Source organism: Clostridium sp., assembly GCF_017888565.1.
Lineage (GTDB): Bacteria > Bacillota > Clostridia > Clostridiales > Clostridiaceae > Clostridium.
The window spans coordinates 74,291-97,802 of the sequence record NZ_JAGHFX010000083.1; the positions used below are offsets into that span (position 1 = coordinate 74,291).

Below are 23,512 nucleotides of genomic sequence, written 5' to 3' on the forward strand. Positions count from 1 at the left end.
TTAGTATTTTCCTCATTTAATATCATTTTTTTCATTAATTTATTTAAATTATATGGATAAATTAAATATTTGTTACATATAAATATTTGGTAATATAAATTTATTTTTAAAAAAGCAATAGGCAAGTCTATTTTTATTTTCTTTATAAAAAAATACCCCAAGGGAAATTCCCCTGAGGCATAAAAAAGTCTAACTTATTTTAATCCATATTTTCTTTTTCTTAATATAACTGTTCCTATTCCTACTAGTACTAAGGCTAATACAAGTATTTGAGTACTTGATACCACTGAACCAGTTGAAGGCAATTTAGCATCACTATCTCCAGTTGAATCATTTGAGCTATTTGAGCCACCTTGATTTCCTGGATTACTTGGATCTACAGGCTTTCCTGGGTCACTTGGATCTGTTGGTTCTTCTGGATTACCAGGATTCTCTGGGTTTGTTGGCTCTTCTGGGTCTATTGGGTCACTTGGATCCACAACTTCAGGAATTTTTTCGAATTTAGCATTTAATACTACATCAGAACTAACTATAAATCTGTAAGTTGCATCTTTGCTAACTTCTTTTCCATCTGCATCAAACCAACCTAGGAACTTGAATCCTTTATTTGCTGTTGCAACTAAAGTAGCTTCTTCACCTTCTACATATTTTCCTGCTCCGGCAATTGAACCACCTTCTGTTTTATTTACTGTAACTGTATATTCCTTTGGTGCTGGTAATACATAACTTACAGTATAAACATTTTTAGATCCATCTTCTGCACGAACAACTATTGTTGATTTATTATTATGGATTGGTAATATAGTTACTGATGCATTATCAGTTGCTGTTGCTTCAACTAACTCTGGTAATTTTTCTAAATTAATTGAGTATTCATTTGTAGTTGGATCAAAGTTTTCTAAAGCTTTGCCATCTATTTTTATTTCTGTTAAAGTATTTGTAGTTTTAGAATTTTCTTGCATTACATACTCATAAACTTTTACTTCTGTTAATCCAACACAATTTCCAACTTGTGGTTGTTGCATATAAATTCTAATACTATCAGTATTTATAACTTCATCTAAGAAATAAGTTGTTTCTCCTGCTGTATGTGATACTTCTGTTGTATTTGTATGTGGAGCAACAACATATTCTCCATTTTCATTTTTATAGCTAATTTCAACTTTCTTTGGAATTCTTGCACTTAAGTTATCTGTAAATAACCATAAATCTAGACGATCTATATCATATTTATTATCCCAATCAAATTGAACATAAGCTCCCTTAGGTTCTCCATTTTCTCCAGTTAAATTACGTTCATTCCAGTTTGTCCAACGCTCATTAACATTTTCCCCACCATTTGTAATTCCATTGTTAATAGAATTTAAGTTATCTGCTGTTACTTTAGGACTTTGTGATAATACTGGGATATCATCATTTTCATCAGCTTTATTTATAGCAAGATTTCTAGCTGCTTTTAAAGCTGGAACTATACGTACATTTGCTGTAACATTATAAGTTTTACCTAATAATTCTACAGTACCTGGAACAGAAACATCTGTATTTTCCTTTGAAAAATCTAATCCATCAAGATTCCAATTAACAACAAATTCTTCTGATTCTGTACCATTTGCTAAATATCCCTTTACTGTCTTAGGAAGTGTCGGAGTATTTCCTGCATATGTGAAAGTTGATACATTTTCCATTGAAACTACATCACCAATTACATGTACATTAACAATTACCGCAATATCTGTACCTGATAATTTACCTGTAACTTTAAATATTTGAGGAGTACTTAACTCAGCTTCATCATATTCATTCCAATCAATTTTTAAAGTTTCAGTAGTACCATCGCTATATCTAGCTGTAACTTCTTTTGGTAGTAATGGCTTTTCTTCTAATGATACATAATAATCTTTAACTATATCATAAGATTCTATATATTTATTATCACCTGCTGTATTTACAGTATTAATAGTTATAGATTGAGATTCTAACCCTTCACCTGAAACAGTTAAAGTCATTTCGCCTGCATCTTTAGTAGATTGTACTATAACTAAAGCTTTACCACTAAATGCACTTCTAGTTCCAGATTTATCAGTTTCTGGTTTGTATCTATCTGTATCAGCTGCATTACCATTATCTAAACCAACTATTTTACCATTTCCCTCAAGAGTATAAGTTAATTTATTATTAGCTCCAGAAGCTATATTTCCATCTTCATCTACTAAATCAACAGTAATATAAGATAAGTCATATCCATCTGCACTTATAGTAGTTTTATCAGCACTTAAATCTACAGTAGATACTTCTCCATAAGTTGTAACTGAAGATCTACCTTCCGTTTTAGTTAATAAATTACCTTCCTTATCATATCCTTTTGCTTCTACTGTACCTTCTTCATATGGAACAGTGAAACTTGGATATAATGAATCATTTTCAAAAGTATAATATTTATATCCTACTGGTGTTGTATGCTCTGTTGCTGTTTTAGTATCAATTAATCTACCATTTAAATATAATTCAACTTTATAAGCATCTGTAAATACATCAACTTGAACATTTCCATTTTCAACTGGAATATCTTCTTCATTCCATGTTGGTAATACATGTAAAGTATTTACATCATCATTCCATTGACTTTGATATAAATAATAAACATCTTTTTCAAATCCAGCTGTATCAACTATACCAAAGTAACTTGATTTTGGAGCAGCTCCTTTTCCTCCACCAACAGTTCCTGTTCCTGTTCCATTCCAAGGTGTAGGTTCTCCAATATAATCAAAGCCTGTCCATACATACTCTCCTGCATTATAGTCATGTTTTATTGTGTATTTCCATGCATCACTTGCAGAGTGTCCCCAACCTACCTTATTTGAATTGTTATCAAATTCAGGTAATTGAAGATCCTTTCTACTTTCATCGTTATGATTTCTAACTTTGTAATATCCTCTACTATGAACTGCGCTACTAGTTTCTGATCCATAAAGTATCCAATTATCTTTGCTATCCCTTAAACTGTTAAATTGATCTTCATTAGCATAGTTAAATCCAACTATACCACCATTATTAGCAACAACATCTGAAATAGCTATAGCTCTATTATCCCATCCTTTACTTTTGTTATCTCCAATAGTAACAGGTCTAGTTGTATCTTCATCTTGAACCCAATCTATGATATCTTGTGTAATTTTAGCATAGTTAGATGAATCTCCTCCTATACCTTCTAAAACTTCGTTTCCTATTGACCACATAATTACTGATGGATTATTTTTTGAAGTCTTAACCATTGTTCTAGCTTCAAATTCTCCCCAAGACATTCCTGGTTCTCCATTAATTATTTGGTTACCTTCTTCTATAGGAACATTAAAGAATTTAGCAAAGTCATTTACATTACCATTCTTAGAGTTTGTCCAAGTATCGAAGGCTTCATTAATAACTAAAAGCCCTAATCTATCACAGATTTCTAATAACATTTCACTTGCTGGATTATGAGTAACACGAATTGAATTTACACCCATTTCCTTCATTATCTCCATTTGGCGTTCAACAGCTCTATAATAAGAAGCTGCTCCTAAAGCCCCTTGATCATGGTGCATACTAACACCTTTAAGCTTCATATTTTCTCCATTTAATGAGAAGCCTGTATCTCTGTCAAAGTTAAAATATCTAAATCCAAAGTCTGTATAATAAGTATCAACTACTTCATCATTTACTATAACCTCATTTTTTATTTTATACATATTTGGGTTATCAACTGACCATAAAGCTGGATTATTTACTACAGCTGTTTGTTTAAAAGTAAAGTTTCCATTTGCAGTTATATTTTCAGTTGTTTCTACTGGATTACTAACTTCTTCTCCATCAGAATTTACAACAGTAGTTTTAAGTTTAATATCACTAGTGTTATCTGATTCATTTTCTACAACTGTTTCAACTACTACATCAACATTTCCACCCTTTTGTGATTCAACTTCTGGTGTAGTAACAGTTGTTCCTAAATGTGAAACATGGATAGAATCTGTAACTGTTAATGTAACATCTCTATATATACCACTTCCAGAATACCATCTACTACTTGGAATTGGATTTCTTACTTTAACTGCTATTACATTTTCACTTTCTCCATCACATATCAATTCATCAGTTATATCAAAAGCAAATGCTGTATAACCATAGTTATGTTCCCCTACTAGCTTACCATTTACATAAACCTCAGCATTCATATAAACCCCATCAAAGTTTATAGTAAATTCTTTGCCTTCATACTTTTCTGGAACAACAAAATGTTTACGATACCATCCAGTACCACCTAATAAAAACCCACTTTCTGCTTCACCTTCAACAGTAAAATCACCTTCAATACTCCAATCATGTGGTAAGCTTAAAGAACGCCAAGCTGAATCATTAAAATCAACAGCTTCTGCACCAACTTGATCACCTTTGTAAAAGCGCCAATCTTGGTTAAATAATGTAGATCTTTCTCCATCTTTAATAAAACCTACATAAACTGTTTCGGCATTTTGCTTTTGCTTAGCTTCAGCGTTTAAAGATACTGCCGATGTTCTAGTTGTTGGTACTAAGCTAGTCATTACAGACATTCCTACCAATAAAGCACAACATTTTTTTTGAAATGGTCTCATATAAAATCCTCCCCTATAAAATATCTTTTTTATTTATTTGAACAATATTATTAATCCTAAGTAGTTCCTAATTTGTAGAACTATTTAATCATAAAATATTGAGCAAAACATAATTTTTACTCATATAGTTTAATTCATAAATTTGAAAATTGTCCTTGATATTAGATCTCAGAAATTTTCTTGTTAGATAACTATTTCTAATATCTAACCCTCAATTAATTCTCTTAATAAATAAAAATCTAATTTTCTTTTTTTCTAAGTAATATTGCACCAACTGTTGACAATCCAACAGCTATAATACTAGATAGATTCCCTAATACGGAACCTGTATTTGGTAACTTTTGAGAATTGTTGTTAATACTATTATTGTTACCATTATCGCTATTGCCTCCAGTATTATTATTGTTAACATTGCCATTATTGTTATTATTATTTTCATTATTGCTACTGTTATTTCCGTTATTATTGTTATTAGCTTCAACTAAATTATCAATGGCTTTTGAAAGTTCTAATTTTATACCATCTACACTTTCTTGAGTTGCATTTTCATCTCTTATAACCTGTTCTACTTTTGCTATTATATATTTTAAATTTTCTCTACTTTCACTAGTGTATTTATCTAAATCAATAACTTTCGCTCTTTCTAATAAATTTACCAATTCTGTTTTATCAGCTTTTTCTATAAGATTTTCTGTTGCATTCTTTAGATTACTTATAGCCTCATTAATTTCCTCTTGAGTTGCTTCATTATCAGATACTACACCATTTGCAATTACTAACGCTTCATTAAATTTTTCTAAACTATTTGGTGTGTATCTTGATGTTTCTACTTTATTAGCATTTTCTATAGCTGTGTTTAGTTCTGATTTATCTACTATATTTTTTATTTTTGTTATTTTTATGCTGTCAATATTAACTGTTGATTCATCATTATTAAAAAACTTAATTTTATCTAGTCCTTTATTAAGTGAAACTCTAATAGTTTTTGTTTCAAAATTAGGCTCTGTTTTTTTACATTCTATTTTTCCTAATATTGATTCATCATTATTTACATAAAACAAATTATTGTCTGCTCCAGAAAAATATCTTATTTCTATATCATATACAGCTGCAGATTCAGAATTTAGCCACATGTTTAACCATGCATTTCCCCTACTAGTATTTCCTAACCAGCCTACAACTTTATCATCATTAGCTCCTTCTTTATTTTCTATTTCTCCACCTTCACCATCTAATTCTAATTTTTCAGCTTCTATCATTACTTGTCCATCTTTTAATACAATAGGATTTTCTTTACTATTCAATGCATTATCATCTGTATCTTTTAATTTGAAAACAACATTTATAGTCATATCCTTTTTTATATCTTCAAATCTATAGCTGTCCATAACACCTACAGAAACTCCATCTACTATAACATCACTAACCTCATACCCTTCATTAGGAGTAAACGTAAATGTTTGTGATTGTCCATCCTCTAAAGTTATTGCTCCTGATGGACTAATACTTCCATTTTCTCCTGATGTTGCTGTAATAGTATGTTTAGCTTCAATTAATTCCTTAGCTGTTACTTCAAAAACATCAATATTGGGTGAAGCTTGTGCATCAGCTGTAAAAACTAATTCTCCAGCTCCAGCTTTTATTACTACAACATCAAAGCTTGTCTTTATAATTGGAACTGGACTTTGATTACCTGTTCCTGGAACTGACTTACTACCAGCTTCAATATTTTTTCCACTCCAATTAACTTTATTTAAATTTCCTTCACTTCTTCCTGATTGGTAGAACATATTAAATGTATATGTTCCTGGCTTTGAAGCATAAAAAGGAACTCTTATCTTATTTCCTTCTTCAAACCAAGTAACCATTTTTCCATTACTTGCTCCAGACTCTTCCCCTATTCTTACATATTTATTTCCTTCAATCGGATTAAGAGTAAATAATTCTGCCTCCAATAACTTTTTCTCATCTAAAGCAGTAGGTAATATAAAAGGATTCTCCTCTGTGTAAGGCTTCTCTACATCATTATCTATAATAGTTACTTCAGACTTCTTATTAAATCCAATTATTGATCCATTAGTTGGAGTATCAATATTACAATAGAATTTTACATCTCCTGCTTTTTCATCATTATCTATAGTCTCAACAGAAACTGTAGCTGTTTTTTGTCCATCAGCAAATTCTATAGTCTTATTCACATCATTATAATGTCTACCATGAACAGCACTATCTGGGGATGTTGAAAAATGTACTGTAGCTGCTCCTTTGCTTCCACCAACTCTTTTTACTGTTATTTCCTTAGATTCACCTTCATCAACTATATAATTAGTATCTTCTATTTCAAACATTCCTGATTCATTATTATTTAAATAATAAGCACAATCTAACCCTATATAATTTCCTGATGACGAAGGATTTTTTTCACCTTTAACAACCAATTTAACGGTATGCTCTCCATATTCTAAATCATTAGTTTCATATAATATTTGTGAAACAGATCTTTTTGAATTATAAGTATCTACATCTGAAACCCTTTCTCCATCAACCCAAACTTCCATAATTCCATGACCTGGATCTAAGGTACCAATAATCCATGCTTTAGTACCTGTAAAAGTAAAACTTGAATGATTTCCAGTAATATTTGAATACATTCCTGTATTACCTATGCCAATATTTTCTTGAATCCATCTATCTTTATTTGCAAAATCCACATTATCAATAAAGTCTGTTCCAGAAGGTACTATTGATTCTATTTCAAAGGCTTCATCAGCCTTATAAACTTCAACGTTTTCAATCAATGGTACAGCTAATGAATCTTCGATATTTATTTTAATTTTAGATGCACTTACTGGCATACCTCTAACTAAACGTTTTGCTCCTATTGTATGTCCTCTACCAAACTCTTTCCACGTTCCATTAGAATATACTTCTACGGAAAACTCAGATATTCTTTGTCCTAACTTTATATATTCTTCAATTGATACGATATCAAAAGTCTTTTCTTCTCCTAAGTCTATCGTTATGCTTCCAGTAATTTCTCCATCATCCATTGTCCAATATGTGTCATCATCATCATCTAATACATTATTTGCACTATAATCATTACTATTTCCTCTAACTGATGAAGCTGTAGCACTAGTTGTTTCTGGATCTGCTAAATTTTCATCAAAGGAGTTATTAATAGCAGATGAAAACTCATTTATTCTAGCAATATCCTCTTGAGTAAAATGTCCTGTTCTATCTGGAGCTACATTAAGTAATAAAGGTTGCCCTCTTCCTACTGAACTAAAGTATATTTCTGTTAACTGCTCCATAGTCTTTGGCTTATTTCCTGAATGCCAAAACCATCCACTAGTTAATGAAACATCACATTCACCTATACTCCATATATCTCCATTTGGATCTCCATTATTAAGATATTGATTTTCATCTCCTGCCCCTAAATCATATCTATCTCTTATACGCTTTTTATTAACTTTTGACCAAACTGGATCTCCTGCCTTTCCCGATTCATTTCCTATCCACCTTACAGTTGAACCATACGGACTAAATACTACAGCACCAGGCTCTAACTCTTCTATTAAATCAAACCATTGATCAAACTCATAGTTTTGAGCTGCTGCTCCACTACCTTTAGCACCATCCATCCATACTTCGACAAATCTTCCGTTGTTACCATACTTATCATTTCCTAATATTTCTCTTAATTGCTCAATATAAAATTCATTATAATCACCATTACTATCTGTTGCATCATCAGTTCCTGTTCCATATCCATAAGAAGGTGAATTAGCATCCCATGGTGATAGATAAATCCCCATATCCATATCGTATTTTGTGCATGCCTTAGAAACCTCTTCTAATACATCTCCTTGTCCACCTTGAGTTAATTGCCAGTCAGTACTTTTTTCTATATCATGTTCAGTGACTGTACTTTTCCATATTGCAAAACCGTCATGATGCTTTCCAACCATTATAAGCCGTTTAAATCCTGCATCTTTTAATGTTTTTACCCATTCATCTGCATCTAAATCTGTAGGATTAAAAGTATTTGGATCTTCCTTTCCATTTCCCCACTCACTATTTGTAAATGTATTCATCCCAAAGTGAATAAAAGCTGCTAGCTCTTCTTCATGATACTTTACTTGAGACTCATTAGGTATTGCACCAAATGATTCTGGTGGTCTTACAGTATTAATTTCAGCTGCAATTGCAGTTATAGGTATTATTTGGCACGCCATCCCTGCAATAACTATAGTAGATATCAATTTTCTTACCCTTTTCATATATTTCTCCCCCCATAAATTTTATATAAGAATATTAAGAAAATTTTAGACACTTAATATTTTTTTGGCATATCAACCCTTTTTAGAGTTCACCTTTTTTAGCCTTAAACCATCTTTAACATTTTCAATCTTTCTATAGTTTCTAACCCTTTTAAAATTTGCATCTATTTTAATACTTTTAATACTTTTAATACTTTTAATACTTTATCTTTTTCACATCTTTTAACACTTTCTATATATCATTATTAAATCTAATTTTATACTCTATTCATACCATTAAATTATATCATTAATCACAACTCATTTGTAATCATTTACTAATCATGTTAGAAATTTATAGATTTATCTAAGAATTTTGATAATTTGAATTTGTAAATAATTGAGCCCCAGGGGAAATTCCCCTAAGGCCCAGAAAAATAGAAATTACTTTCTTCTTCTTAATACAGTTCCAGCACCAATTAGTGTTGCTGCAATTCCTACTAATGCAAGTGATGAAGTGCCTCCTGTTAGAGGTAAATTACCACTTCCATTATTTGAAGATCCACTGTTTCCAGAGCCCCCATTATTAGAATTGTTATTACCATTGTTACTGTTGTTATTGCTACCATTATTATTGTCTTTTACTACTAACTGATCTATTGCTTTTTGTAATTCAAGCTCTGCTTTTAATATATCAGCTTCTGTAGCATTTTTATCTTTTAATACTTTTTTAGCTGCTTTTAATTTTTCACTAAGAATTTTAAAACTTTCTTTTGTATAGTCACTCTTCTTGTAGCCTTCCGCTTTATTAATTAAAGCTTCAAGTCTTTCTTTGCTTGGTTTTACTTTTAATTCAGAGAAAGCCTTAAATAATTCATTATAAGCTTTTGAAACTTCTTCTTCACTTGCATTATTATTTAAAAGAACTTCCTTTGCAATTTCTAATTTATCTTTTAAGGCATTCCAGGATTCTTCTGTATAGTTTTCACTATTTAAGCTCATTACCTTTTCTATTAAATCAGTTAAAGCTCCTTTATCTGTATTTTCAAAAGATAAAGATTCTATTGCTTTAGTTAATCTATCTACTGATGCATCTATAACTTCTTGTGTTGCTTCTTTATCTGCTAATATCGCCTTAGCTGCTTCTAAAGCTTCTTTAAATTCAGAAACTAATGATTCATCTTCAACCTTTGAAAGGTCTTCTTCTGATATTGAACTTGCTTTATCAACTAAAGCTTGTAATTGTTCTTTATTTGCAGGTTTATTTTCAACTACAACTAAAGAATCAATAGCTTTATTAACATTATCTATAACTTCTGTTACCATATCTTTTGTTGCATCAGCATTAGTTAAAACAGTATTTGCAGCTTCCACAGCTTCTTTAAGAGCATTTAATGTTGCCTCTGTGTATTCTACATCACTATCTATAATAGCACTTGCTTTATTAATAACATCTTTTAAAGCTTGAATATCAACTAATCCAGTTATTGCATTTACTAAATCTTCTTTAGCTTTATCAATATCAGATTGACTTGCACTTGCTAAATTATCTAATGTAGATTTTGCAGCTTCTAAAGCTTCAGTAAATATAGCAAAACTTCCTGATGTGTAGTTTTCTGCTATATACTCATCAGAAGATGATATTAATTCTTCTAAATCAGTTATATTTGGTATATCATAATTATTGATTGTAACTATTTCATATATAGTAGGAGCTACCCCTTCCCAATCAATTCTTATTTCGTAGATGTTATCATATTCAGTATTTAGAATTTCATTTAAACTCTTATCTAGTGTTCCAAGTTCATTCCAAACTTCTTGTCCATCTTCATCATATCCAGTTCTAACCATAACTTTAGCATTTGAAATACCATTACCACTTTGAACAATATTTATCTTCTTAACATCTGTATTTTCAGATAAACGATATATTAAGCTTCCTGATTTTATTTGTCCATTATTAGTATTTGGTTTATATGCTGTAGTTAAATTTCCATCCTTAACATTTTGTGGTCCAAATCCTTCTAGCTCTATTGGATTTGATATAAAGGTTGGATCATTTACAGCTTTAACATATTCACCATCATTAATTAAGATTTCGCTTATTTTAACCCATCTATGCATATAGTTTGCAGTAAATAATATTCTTAAATATCTTGCTTCTTTAGCTGAATCTAATTCACCTTTTACAAAAGCATGAGAAATTGGAACTATAGTTGTACTATCTCCATGATTATATCCAGCATCAACTGGCTTATCCTCCATATCACTATTATCATTTTCTACACCATCACCAATAGTTATCACGTCTGTCCATTCTTCTCCATCTGAAGATATTTGGAATTTAGCATCTCTTAGGAAATCCCTTTCTGTATCTAATACAGCATAAGTAATATTACTTATATTCATAGTTTGCCCTAGGTCAAATACTATACCACTATCTTTTCTTGGATAAGAATTAAATGATGCTGATGAATTAAAGTTTTTATCAAATATGCTTTCTACTTTACCATTAATTTTTACAAATGATTCTACTATAGATGGAGCATAAATTTCATTAGACTTAACTTCAAATTTATTTAAATTGAAAGTAACATCTTTATTAGCTATTAATCTAATATATCTAGCATCTTGTAAATTACTTCTTGTTTCTAAATTAACATTAGTCCACTCTAATCCATTCATAGATATTTGTAATGCTAATCCATCCATATTTGATACTTCTAAAGCTATTTCACTTAAGTCTTTAATTCTATCTAACTGAATTCCTATATATTCATTAGCATGTAAAGTAATATTTTCTTTTGGAACTAATTTAGTTAATTCTTCATTCTCAAAAATTGATAAAATTTCTAAATCAGTATTTGTGTAAACATTCTTTGTTGACTCAATAGAACCTTGTTTTTTAACACTAATTTCTGAGAATATTACCCACTTATGCTCCTGTTTCTTATTTGTTAACCTTACATATCTAGCTTCTTTTCCTTCAAGGTTTTCTTCAATTACATCTTGCCCGCTAGCACTTCCTGTATATTCTTTAAACGTTGTCCAATTTTGATTATCTGTTGAATATTCTAATTTATAGCTAGTCCATTTATCAGTTGAACCATTTCTTCCAACAACAAATCTAACATCTCCGACTGGAATTACTGAACCTAAATCTACGCCAATGTAATCTCCAACATTAGTCATATCTCCTGTATGAGTTTTATACCAAACATCTGTTGAATCATTTTCATCTAATAAATTCGATTCAGGTCCACTATGAATTCCCTGCCATCCTGGAGTTCTTATTATAGTAGTATTTATTTCTGGCTCTCCAACTGCAATATCATCTTTATTAATTATTATATCCTTAACACCAAACCATGTATTTGATCTATCTTTAGTTGCAATCACTCGAACTCCCATTGCATCAAGATTTAAACCATCAACAGTAATTTTGCTTGGCATAGAATAAACCTTTCCCTCTTCTAAATCCATCCATTCTCTACCATCTACTGTATATTGAAGTTTAGCCTCTTGCATTGTATCATTTGGATTAGAAATAGCACCTAATGAAAATTCTATATCTTTAATATTAATTACTTTATTGTACTTAACTCCAATATAAGTTCCTGCTACTATCGTATTTGGATTCTTATAAACAACTTCAGTTGAAGGATTGTTATCTAAAACATTTGATAAGTTTCCAGCTGGAACATCTGATCTATTAGTTATAACAGATGCAAATACCTTAGATGGATCTACTATACCAGAAACTATTGGAGCTAACGCTTGTTCCATTGTTTTTATAAATGGAACAATATGTTGAACACCTACTTCTGCATATTCAGTATGATCTACATAGTGGAATCCATGAGTCTTTGACTTTTCAAATGCAGCTTGTGCTTCTGAATAGTTTGTCCAAACATCATTATTATTTCCTTCTTCATTTGCAATAATAGCTTTTAAGTATGCAATTGCTGCTGTTGTTGTATCTTCCCAAGAATTTAACCAGTAAATTATTTGATCTCTTGTCTTTGCATTTCCTGGATTATTTTTATAATAATTTGCTGCATTTTTAAGTTTTGTAAATTCTTCAATTAATTCTAATGCATCTTCTTTAACAAGTGCACCTGAATCGTACTTTTCTTTAAATGCTGTTAATTTTGGAGCTAATTCGATAGATTCTTGTAATGCAGTAACACGACTATCCATATTTTGATTTATCATGTGCTTACTAATTTCACGTAAAGCAGCTGAAGCTTCAGTTTCTATAGCTGTATTATGATCCATATATTTAAATGAATCGTTCCAATTTTGATCTGCCTCTGCTTTAGTCTCCCAGATATTCCAAGAATAATCTGCAACTGCAAATAGAGCTGATTTGTTAGCTTCTGATTGTTGCATTGGATTTAGCATTATGCCTTCAATAAGTGTTGGATTTACTCCTGGATGTAAGAATGTATCATTACCACCCATAATTAAATGTTGCTTAGAGTTATCTGAACATGGCCAGTTAATCCAATAATATGGTGCTCTACCTGTATTATTTTTAAATGTTTGTGAAAAGTTTTGAGTTACTTCTCCCCAAACTCTTCCACCAGTCATAACAAGTTGCACATTTTCTGGAGCTTGTTTTAAAGAAGTGAATTCGTTGCTTGATCCATTTCCCATATAATCAAAAGGAATGTATGGTAATGTAGTTTTCATATCAGTATACTGTGTCTTTACTTCAGTTTCTAACCAAGTAGTTATGTCGTTTACTAATCTAAGACCAAGTGGTCCACCTGGATTAGCAAAGTCATCTGCAAGTATAGCAACTTGTCTAACACCTTGATCTATAACTTGTTTAAGCTTAGCTTTTAAATCTGCTAAATCCTTTTGATATCCTGCTTCATCCTTATTTATTCCAAAAGCATCATTTCCTGGGAATGGATGAATTCCATATACAAATCTACACTTAGAAGCATTCCCTGCATCAGCTAACTGTTTAATCCATGTAAGCTCATCTTCAGTGTAAAGTGAACGCCACTGAACTCTATGCTTTGGATCATCTTTAGGAGCATAAAAGTAAGCATTTAATTTATAATATCCACCATAACTCATAAGATCACTTCGGTCATCTACTGACCATGGATTTCCGTAGTACCCTTCTATGAATCCTCTAGTAACTACATTTGCATAATCTTCAATTTTAAAATTCCTTATTGTATTATTATTTATTTGATTTACTACATGATATAAAGTTGTTAGCCCATAAAAAGCTGCATCTGTATCTTTTCCAAGAACAGTAATAATGTTATTGTCAGCCGCTAAGAAATAAGAATCAATTTTGCTAAAAAGATTTTCTGTTGATAAAGTATATTTATCTGCATACTTATCAACAACTTCACTAGACCCTTCAATACCTACTAAAATATTAGTTTTCCCATCAACAATTGAATTAGATGATGAAACTTCATAGCCAATATTATTAGCTTTTAAAATTTCATTTTCAAGGCGAGCTTTAGTATAGCTATCTATACCAGTTTCATAAACAACGTTTACACCGTTATCAAGATTAGAACTTCCATCTTGATATTCTATCCTTTGTGGTGATGGATAAATTTCATACTCAGTATTTTCTACTGTAGTAACTTCAGCCGCTTGTGCCCCATTAGATAGACTTTCAGCCGATACACTAATTGTGCCTGACATATTGGATAATAATATGGCACTTGTAAGCATTGCTGATAAATATCTTTTCGATTTCTTTATCATTGCCTCTTTCCCCCTTAAATTTTTGTTATGCATTTGTTTACAAATTAGCATATATAAATTTGTTCATTCCATAACGTCCCTCACCTCAACTCAACGCAAACTTATATATGTTTACTTGAAAGACGAAGTAGCTAAAGAAAGTGTTAAGTAAATGTATTTTAAAATACTCAAGTAATAAGTACTTTATATAATCATATTTCAAAGTTTTAAAATTTAACACTTTTCCATAAAAAAAAGCTGAAAAGGATAATAAATCCTTTTCAGCTAATGCTCAAATTTAATTGATTACACGCTAATTAAAACAAACATATTACTGTATTTTCATATATATTATAGTAAATTCTTCCTTAATTTACAATATATTTTCTAAAATATTCTAACTATTCTTTTTATTAAGTTTTTTATGACTACTCTGTTTTTTATTCAACATATGTTTTAAAATTATAATTTATAACGATTTGCTCCCTTTATAAATGAAAACTTGTTCATTACCAGTAACATTTTTTTCTTTTATTTTTTAATATCATATTTATTAGCAATAATTTTATGTATATTATATAATTTTTTAAAATTTTCAAAAAATAATTAATATTTTTAACAAATGCTATTGCATTATATTTATATCTATGTTATTATAAATGAGTAGCAAGTTGCTAACAAAACAAAAAAGTTTCATTTCGATAATTAGTTTCTCATAAATTAGAGATTATTATCAAATTAGAATCTTTAATTTTAGGAGGACTATATATGTCAGATAAAACAATAACATGCAGAGATTGCGGAAGCGAATTCATTTTTTCAGTAGGAGAACAAGAATTCTATAAAGAAAAAGGATTCGATAATGAGCCAACAAGATGTATTTCTTGTAGAAGAGCTAAAAAAGAACAAAATAGAAGATAATTTTAGATTGTTACAAGCTATAGTGAAAACTATAGCTTTTTTATTTTTTCTTACTCTTCTCTCCTGCTTATATATTTTTTGAGAGTTATTTAAAGTAAATTGTATATAATTTAAAATGTATATAATTTAAAAGTGCCCAATTACTTGGGCACTTTTTAATCTATTTCGCTTTTATTAATGGTTACATTTATTTTTCATCTATTTTATTTATTAATTACTATATACTTAATATTGATGAATAAAGTAATTTAAAATTTATCTATCCATCCCCATGCTTCTATTTGTGTTAACGCAGGAAATTCTGACTCATCTTCATTTTTTATTAGATCTGACAACCTTATCCATTCAACTTTAGATAGAGGAATATCAAAATATTGACACTCTGAACTATTAGTTGTTTTTAATATCATTTCTTCACCAGTTGATAATGATAATTTAACACTCGTCCAATAACTATCATGTGGATAATCAGCTCTTAAAAATAAACCTATTTTATTTATTGAAACTTCTTTTCCAAATTCAATAGTTATCTCTGCATCTTTTTGTTTATTTATTCCCCAAGATTGATATGGCCATCTTCCATGTCCATCAGTTACACAAATCCCATCTATTGCATTACTTGCAAAGAATACTGATTCATTTCTAGTTTCAACATTTGCTATTGCATGAGGATAAACACCTGTTTCGTTCTTTTGATCTGCAGGATTCAATGCTACATTTCTATACTGCATTAATTCCTCTTTAGTAGGTCTTTCAACTGAAAAATAATGCCTATCGCCTTCAAATGCTCCAACTGGATAAGCTACCTTAGCCTCTTCAGTAAAAGGAAATATATAATGCATCTCAGTGCCTTTAAGATAAACTAATGATTTATCAATACACTTGTTTATCTTAACCCATAAATATTCTCCTGGATTAGAGTTAAGAATTTTTACTGACGCTCCATCATCTAGAGTTCCCTTATATCCTAAATATACACGTTCTTCACTAAATGCTTCTTTAATAACTTCTCCTTTTCCTGAAATCAATTGAACCTTTAACATTTTATTATTCTCCTTTTTACTATGAATTAAATTTTTATAAAAGTTTAATTCTTTTATTATCCTTATCAAAAATAGTTAACTTACCGAATATTCCTTGCCCTTTTTCACTATAATAGATTTTATTTCCTTTAAAGGTATCAAATCCACAATAGAATATTGAAAACTCTTCATCATTCTTTAAACTCTTTACTTCAAATCCAATCATCTTATCCTTTTCAGCTTCTTCAGATTTACCATTTTGATGAACATATAAAGGTCTTATATTAATAGTATTTTTTTCATAAAAAGCTTCTACCTTAACCCCTCTATCTATAAATGAAGAACTAGATACTAATTTATCATTATTACATAGATGATTGTATTTATTAGAGAAAATACTCTTTGTCTTTATAAAAGGTTCCCCTTCTAAAACATCTACTATAAAGCTCATATTTTCAGATTGAACCACCATTTTTTCTTCTTCATAAATACATCTTGCTGTTGGTTCAATATTATAAATTGAACGCCATTTATGTTCACCAGGATAATCAATTTCCGTAAATACTAATATGACATTCATTTTATTTTCTACAAAAACTGTTCTTCTTATTGTATATAAGTTGTTCTTTGAATTTTCAATCTTTTCTTTTTCTGTCATATCAGTCTTTCCTGACCATATTCCCTCTAAGGCTATATAATTTCCTTTTTGATTATAGATATTTCCTATTGGCTCTTGAACTTCATCATATGAAGAATCTCCACTGATCTTAAAATCTTCTTTATCATCAACATCTACAGTATTATGCATCCATTGCTTTTTAAAACCCGTTCTTAATGGGGAATCATTTCTATAAGTAAACCTTCCCGGATCCCCTACTATATCAGTCTTATTTAAAGTAATAGTCATACTTCCAAGAGATGCATGCCCATGAGCACTTCCATGTCTACCATTAAATAATGTTATTAAATGATTATTATCCTTATATGCCAAGAATCCACTATCTATTTGTTTAAAACAACCGTTAACTGAAACATTCTTAGAATCTATATACTTATTCTCATACATACTTCCAACAAATAGAATTCCTTTTTCATTTTTAGAAGGAGCCTCAGATGATAATCCAAGGCATCTATATATGCTATACACATATGAAAAATCAACATTATCACTATCATGTAAAGAAAGTAATTTTTCATTATGTTTTATATAAAATTGAGATGCAGCAACTAAAGGCTTTAACTTTTCTCTAAGATTTAACGGTATCTCTTGCTTTGTATATTCAGCATGCATCATTACATATGTTGTACTTAATACAACTTCATGGTGATACATAGGACTTTGTTCCCAATGCACCCCATCTTGATAAAATTGTATATTAAGCTGATCTTCTAACAAGTCCCATGCCCATTTTCTATGTTCTTTATCTACTAGATTAGGAAATAAAATAGATACTGAAAGTACGCCTGTAATAAGTAATACTCCCCAATTACTTAACAATTCCTTTGGTTTATAAGCTTCATATAAAAATTCTAAATGTATTTTTAATGACTCTTCAAATTTTTCTAACTCTTCCTTAGATAGCTCTAAATCATTTCCTAAATATATCAGGCTTCTCATCCAATTAGATAATCTTATCCCTGTATCTAGAGTACGCCAAGAATCTTTATTATAATCTGAAGGAATTCCATTATACTTTATAAAACTAAAAAGATATTCCTTCCATTTTTCTAGATACTTTTTATCTTCAGTAAGCCTATATGAAATTGCTAAATCTACCATAAATCCGTTACGACTTAGCATAAATGTCCATTCCGGGTCCAAATTAGCGGTTTTGTTCCAATCCTCTCCATCAAATACATAAGGAACGGATGTTGCTTCCATATCCATAGGATCATTATAAATTATTACGTTACGACAAAGTAAATCTCCTTGAAACTTTGCTCTTTTTATTTCTTTCTTACAATTTTCTCGAACAATTTCTTTCCAATTATCCCCTAAAAAATCATTACTATATTTATTAACTAAATCAAAAGCTATCATAATTTAATATCCTCAACTTCTTCCTATAATGCTAGACGGTAGAACTTTTATTATAATACCTTCACTTATTTCAACGGAGTAGTCACTTTCATTCTTTCGCCTTAATATTCCAAAAATTCCAGAACTCAAAACTACTTTATCTCCAATATTAAGTCCATCAAGAAATTTAGAATGCTTCTCATTATTCTCTCTAATTCCCTTATATCTAAGCATTGATGAGATAATATAATAAACTAAGAATATTATAATAATTAAGACTATAAATATTATTTTTTCGGTACTCATTTTTACATCATCCTATTAGATATTAATACTGTTGCATCTTTACTATCATCGATGGAGCTTAACAATTCAGATTGAATATCCTCATCTTCTACTTCTCCTAAACAACATTTCATTGCTAAATCTACAACTAAAGCAAGATTAACTCCTGAAATAATATATTGGTTTAACTTTGAAGACTCTAAAATTAAACGAGCTGCTATTTGATGAGGTGCCCCCCCTGTTAAATCTGCAAGGACTATAAGCTTATCATTATTATCTAATATTCCCTTTAATTTTTTTTCAAAGCCTTCATGAGTTTCGTTTGAATCTAAATCAAGACCAATAATATTTTCATTTTCTCCTACTAATAAAGATACTGCTGATAAAACTCCGCTTGGAAAATTACCATGTCCTACAATCACTAATTTATACATTTAAAGTCCCCCTATACTAGAATTCCGAAATATGAAAGCCCTATACCTAATACAAATAATAAAGCTAGTAATTTATACGTTGACCACTTATATTTCTTTACTAATGTAAATACAATAATAGTAATAACTGCTGGTAACATATTTGGAAGTATTTTATCTAAAATTGTTTGAATAGAAACTACTTGTTCCTCTCCTGAAGCAAGAGTAGTAGCATATTGAATACCTATCTTTGCTTTTACAAATGAAACTGCTAAAGCTGAAATTACAGTAACACCTACTATGTTTGCCGCATTAGAGATTTGACCAATCTTTTCGCTTAAAGTAGCAATTACATTAGTTCCAAGTTTATATCCTAGGTGACCCATTAATAACTTAATTGCTAGTAATGAAACAATCATAGTTATCCAGAAAGCCATTGGAGCAAAAGATAAACCATCCATCGCTAGACCTGCAAAAATAGTTGAGAATAATGGTGCTAAACCAAATTGTGCAATTGAATCCCCAATTCCTGCTAAAGGTCCCATCAAAGCCATCTTTATGCTACGAGTATCTTCGATTTCTTCACCATGATCACACATAGCTAAATGCATACTAGTTATAAATGGTAACATATGAGGATTAGTATTATAGAATTCAATGTTTTCCATTGAAACTTCTTTTAGTTTTTCTGGATCATTTTTATAGATTTTTTTTAAGGCTGGAAAAATTACAAATAAATATCCTGTTCCTTGATATGAGTTATAGTTAAATCCATTTTGTAGATAATAAGATCTTAAAGTAACTTTTAAATAATCCTTTGCTGTTAATACTGGTTTTCTAGATTCCATTTGAAAAATCCTCCTCTTCTACAACCACATTTGAAGCACTAGCTGCTTGAACCCCTGTAGTCTTTGTGTTTAAGTTATACATTATTATTGCAAATACTGCTCCAACTAATGCAGTAGCCATAGTTGGTAATGCTAAATATGAAACAGAAATATAACCTAATAAAACATATGGAATATATTCCTTCTTAAGCATAACTGACATTATCATAGCAAATCCTATTGCAGGGATAAGACCGCCAGCAACTGAGAATCCTGTAATTAACCATTGTGGTAATACATCTACAAATGCTTGTAAAGCCGGCAAACTTACAGCTGAAGCAAAACCTACAATAAATCCAACAACTAAGAATCCAATAAATGTAGCATTAGCAACTAACTTATATTTTTCATATTTCCCTTCTGCTATTAATTTCTTAGAAGTTTCTGTTGTTCCTGAGAAAACAGTATATAAAGCAGTAGTAAGTAATTGGAATAATACAGCAAATGGGAATGATAAAGATAATGCTGATTCAGGAGTAACTCCTTGACTCTTTAAAGTAATCGCCATTATTGTACCAACTATTCCAGGTCCTAATTGGTTTGGAGGAACTGTACCACCAGCACCAACTCCAAATCCCATAAATGCTAATTCAGCTAATGCACCAAATGTTAGTGCTGTAGGAATATCCCCCAATACAAGTCCAACCAAAAATGACATAATAATTGAACGATTTGTATAAATACCTAATAATTGCCCTGCATAGCAAAATGCAGTAATTAAGCCTATTAAAATTGCTTGAGCTAATGATATATCCATTTTTATTCCTCCCTTTTTATTCTAATACCTTATTTAATGCTTCTATTGTTTGAACACCATCATTTGATACAGGTGATGTCTTAGTATTGAATTCAACATTATATTTATCTCTTAATTTACGTAAAGCTTCTTTGTCTTCTTCACCTAAGTAAATGAATTGGGAAACCTTTTCTTTACCTGAAGTTGCGTGTATATTTCCTACATTTAATTTTTCAATAGGAAATCCACCTTCTGCTAATCTTAATGCGTCCTTACAATCCTTTACAACAACGAATATATTTTGGTGCGGTGCAGCTTTCCAAATTACTTCGTTAGTTCTATCGATTGTCCAAAAACGTACACCAACTTCTTTAGGAATAACTGTTTTCATTAATGTTTGTTGTATTGTATCTGTTGATACTTTATCATTTGCAACAATAACTAAATTAACTCCTAAACTTTTAATCCATAGTTGACCTTGTCCATGTATTAATCTTTCATCAATACGAACCATTTTTATATTTGGTTTATTTTCCATAATGAATTCCCCCATCTAATAAATTATTATATTATTTCTTACCAATACATCTTCCAATTCTTGTAGAATCTAATTAAGGCTTCCATATAAAAATAGTCCCCCCAGATATTACCTTCATTTACACCTTTACCTGAATGCCAAGAATAAACTCCATGATTTATTAATGCTGTAGCTCCATCAGTTAAATCATCAGTGTAATTATTTATTAAGCTTCCTAATATTGCATGTTGTATATATCTATAAACATTTTTCATTTCATTAGTTTCTGGTAAAAACTTATCCATTAAATTAAATCCACAAACTGCTATGGCTGCTGAAGATGAATCTCTTGATTCTCCAGAACCATCATTAAAAATTAAATCCCAATAGCATACAAGATCTTCTGGTAATCTATTTATAAAATAATTTGATACTGCTTCAAAAATATCTATATTTTCTTCATTAATGTCATAGGAATAATTTAATGCTATTCCATATATTAACCAGGCTTGACCTCTCGCCCAACTAGAATCATCTGAGTATCCTTGCCTAGTTTTACCTCCAACAGGATTTCCAGTAGCTGGGTCAAAGTAAAAGGTATGGAATGCAGAAGCGTTATCTCTTACCGCATTTGCAATAGTTGTTTTAAAATGCTTCTTTGCAATTTCCCTGTAATTTTCTTCTCCAGTTACCTCTGTAGCCCAATATAATAAAGGTATATTTAAAAGACAATCTACAATTAATCTATAATTATCGGGAGCGCCTAATTCACCCCAGGCTTGAATAAATTGTCCCTTCTCTTGATAACGTTTAATCAAGGCATCTGCAGCCATTATGGCTGCATCATATGCTATTTTGTTGCCTGTTAATTTATAAGAGCTAACACATGATGGTATATAAAGAAACCCTAGATCATGATGAGCTACTTCAATATTATTTGAAATTCTGTTATAAAATGATTCAACATTTTTTTCTGCTAATTCTCTGTATTTATTATCTTTTGTGTATTCATATGCTAACCATAAAATTCCTGTCCAGAATCCATTGGTCCATTCAGTATTATCCATAATACCATACGCATTGTCTTTAGTCGCTGGCGTTGGAAAATTTTCTCCAAATATTTCTATATTTCTATCTATTTTTTTTATACATTTATCTAATGCTTCCCCAATAGTTTCTTTCGATAAAAAACCACAATTAAAATAACGTTCACTACGAATCAACGGTTCTTTTATAATACTTCGCATATTTTAAAACTCCTTAATGTCTACTTTTTTATTTAGACATTATCTTCAGTTTGAATTTCTATAGAGTAAAATTTATAATGTAAATAGGTTCTTACAAATTCAAATGGTATTTGTGCAGGATAATAAGTAATTCTTTCTGATTTATAAACTGGTATATTTTCATCAATAGCTAAAGCTTCGCATACGCTCTTTTCCTTAATTGGAAACTCAACCTCTGTTTTCTGCTTCATTGGTAAAGTCATCAAATTTATTCCTAATGATTTATTTAATTCATCAGATAGCCTATCTTTTTCACCTAGGCTCTTATAATTAAAATTCTTTAAATATTTTTTTGGAATATAGCTATTTTGAAATTGCCAAGGAGTATCATTAATAAAACTTACACGGCAGAAATGAACTAAAATTTCGTTTGATTTAACATTTAATTTTGCCGCAATTTCTTTATCTTCTAATTCCCTAACAAATAACATTTTTTTACTTTCTATGATACTTTGCTCAGAATACTTATTCTTAACCTCTTCAATTATCGGGCTACCTTCATCGAAGAAAGCACGTCTATGCTTAAAGTTTTTCCTTACATATGTGCCTTCTCCTTGTTTTCTAATAAGGTATCCACTCAAAACTAAATCTTGAAGAGCTCTAACAACTGTTGTACTACTTACGTTATATAGTTTTTTCAACTCTCCTTCAGAATAAATTTTATCTCCTGGTTTAAACTTTTTCTCTTCAATCATCTGGATAATGTCTTGTTTTATAATTTCATATTTTGCAATCATAACTCTTAACTCCTTAATAATATAACATGTTAATATAATATATCATATTATATCGGCATTCAAGTTCACATAAT

13 protein-coding genes are annotated in these 23,512 nt (G+C 30.2%); 1 reads left to right on the forward strand and 12 read right to left on the reverse strand.

Annotated features, from left to right (window positions below):
• Nucleotides 1-194 precede the first annotated feature (194 nt).
• The 3 genes from J7M87_RS16345 to J7M87_RS16355 all read right to left on the reverse strand — a co-directional run bounded on the left by J7M87_RS16345 (nt 195) and on the right by J7M87_RS16355 (nt 14,635).
• Nucleotides 195-4,625, reverse strand: coding sequence for a glycoside hydrolase family 2 TIM barrel-domain containing protein (locus J7M87_RS16345; RefSeq protein ID WP_291652615.1), 4,431 nt, complete (start codon nt 4,623-4,625; stop codon nt 195-197).
• A 239-nt stretch (nt 4,626-4,864) separates the two neighbouring features.
• On the reverse strand, nt 4,865-8,911 hold the full coding sequence (locus J7M87_RS16350) for an alpha-L-fucosidase (protein WP_291652617.1): 4,047 nt from the start codon (nt 8,909-8,911) through the stop codon (nt 4,865-4,867).
• A 423-nt stretch (nt 8,912-9,334) separates the two neighbouring features.
• On the reverse strand, nt 9,335-14,635 hold the full coding sequence (locus tag J7M87_RS16355; RefSeq protein WP_291652618.1) for a beta-N-acetylglucosaminidase domain-containing protein: 5,301 nt from the start codon (nt 14,633-14,635) through the stop codon (nt 9,335-9,337).
• A gap of 747 nt (nt 14,636-15,382) precedes the next feature.
• Here J7M87_RS16355 and J7M87_RS16360 point away from each other — a divergent pair.
• Nucleotides 15,383-15,535 (forward strand): zinc-ribbon domain-containing protein, encoded by a 153-nt coding sequence (locus J7M87_RS16360; RefSeq protein WP_008680595.1) that lies wholly within the window; start codon nt 15,383-15,385, stop codon nt 15,533-15,535.
• 248 nt (nt 15,536-15,783) lie between these two features.
• Here J7M87_RS16360 and J7M87_RS16365 read toward each other — a convergent pair whose 3' ends face one another.
• Genes J7M87_RS16365 through J7M87_RS16405 form a run of 9 tightly spaced genes read right to left on the reverse strand, consistent with a single transcriptional unit; the run spans nt 15,784 to nt 23,438 of the window.
• Nucleotides 15,784-16,578, reverse strand: a complete 795-nt coding sequence (locus J7M87_RS16365; protein ID WP_291652620.1) for a hypothetical protein — start codon at nt 16,576-16,578, stop codon at nt 15,784-15,786.
• A 34-nt stretch (nt 16,579-16,612) separates the two neighbouring features.
• The gene (locus J7M87_RS16370) at nt 16,613-18,598 is read right to left on the reverse strand and encodes a heparinase II/III family protein (RefSeq protein ID WP_291652622.1); all 1,986 of its coding nucleotides are present in this window, start codon (nt 18,596-18,598) and stop codon (nt 16,613-16,615) included.
• Between the two features lie 12 nt (nt 18,599-18,610).
• Nucleotides 18,611-18,883, reverse strand: a complete 273-nt coding sequence (locus J7M87_RS16375; RefSeq protein WP_291652624.1) for a preprotein translocase subunit YajC — start codon at nt 18,881-18,883, stop codon at nt 18,611-18,613.
• A gap of 2 nt (nt 18,884-18,885) precedes the next feature.
• On the reverse strand, nt 18,886-19,296 hold the full coding sequence (locus J7M87_RS16380) for a PTS sugar transporter (protein WP_291652627.1): 411 nt from the start codon (nt 19,294-19,296) through the stop codon (nt 18,886-18,888).
• Nucleotides 19,297-19,307: 11 nt separating this feature from the next.
• Entirely contained in the window at nt 19,308-20,123 is an 816-nt protein-coding gene (locus J7M87_RS16385; protein WP_291652629.1) for a PTS system mannose/fructose/sorbose family transporter subunit IID, read from the reverse strand.
• Entirely contained in the window at nt 20,113-20,919 is an 807-nt protein-coding gene (locus tag J7M87_RS16390) for a PTS sugar transporter subunit IIC (RefSeq protein WP_291652631.1), read from the reverse strand. The genes J7M87_RS16385 and J7M87_RS16390 overlap by 11 nt, the downstream gene beginning before the upstream one ends.
• A 16-nt stretch (nt 20,920-20,935) precedes the next feature.
• Nucleotides 20,936-21,436 carry a PTS sugar transporter subunit IIB gene (locus J7M87_RS16395; protein WP_291652632.1) on the reverse strand — a complete coding sequence of 167 codons (501 nt, stop codon included), beginning with the start codon at nt 21,434-21,436 and terminating at the stop codon, nt 20,936-20,938.
• Nucleotides 21,437-21,474: 38 nt separating this feature from the next.
• A complete protein-coding gene (locus J7M87_RS16400; RefSeq protein ID WP_291652634.1) occupies nt 21,475-22,662 on the reverse strand; it encodes a glycoside hydrolase family 88 protein in 1,188 nt (395 codons plus the stop codon).
• A 32-nt stretch (nt 22,663-22,694) separates the two neighbouring features.
• Nucleotides 22,695-23,438 carry a GntR family transcriptional regulator gene (locus J7M87_RS16405; RefSeq protein ID WP_291652637.1) on the reverse strand — a complete coding sequence of 248 codons (744 nt, stop codon included), beginning with the start codon at nt 23,436-23,438 and terminating at the stop codon, nt 22,695-22,697.
• Between the last annotated feature and the right edge of the window lie 74 nt (nt 23,439-23,512).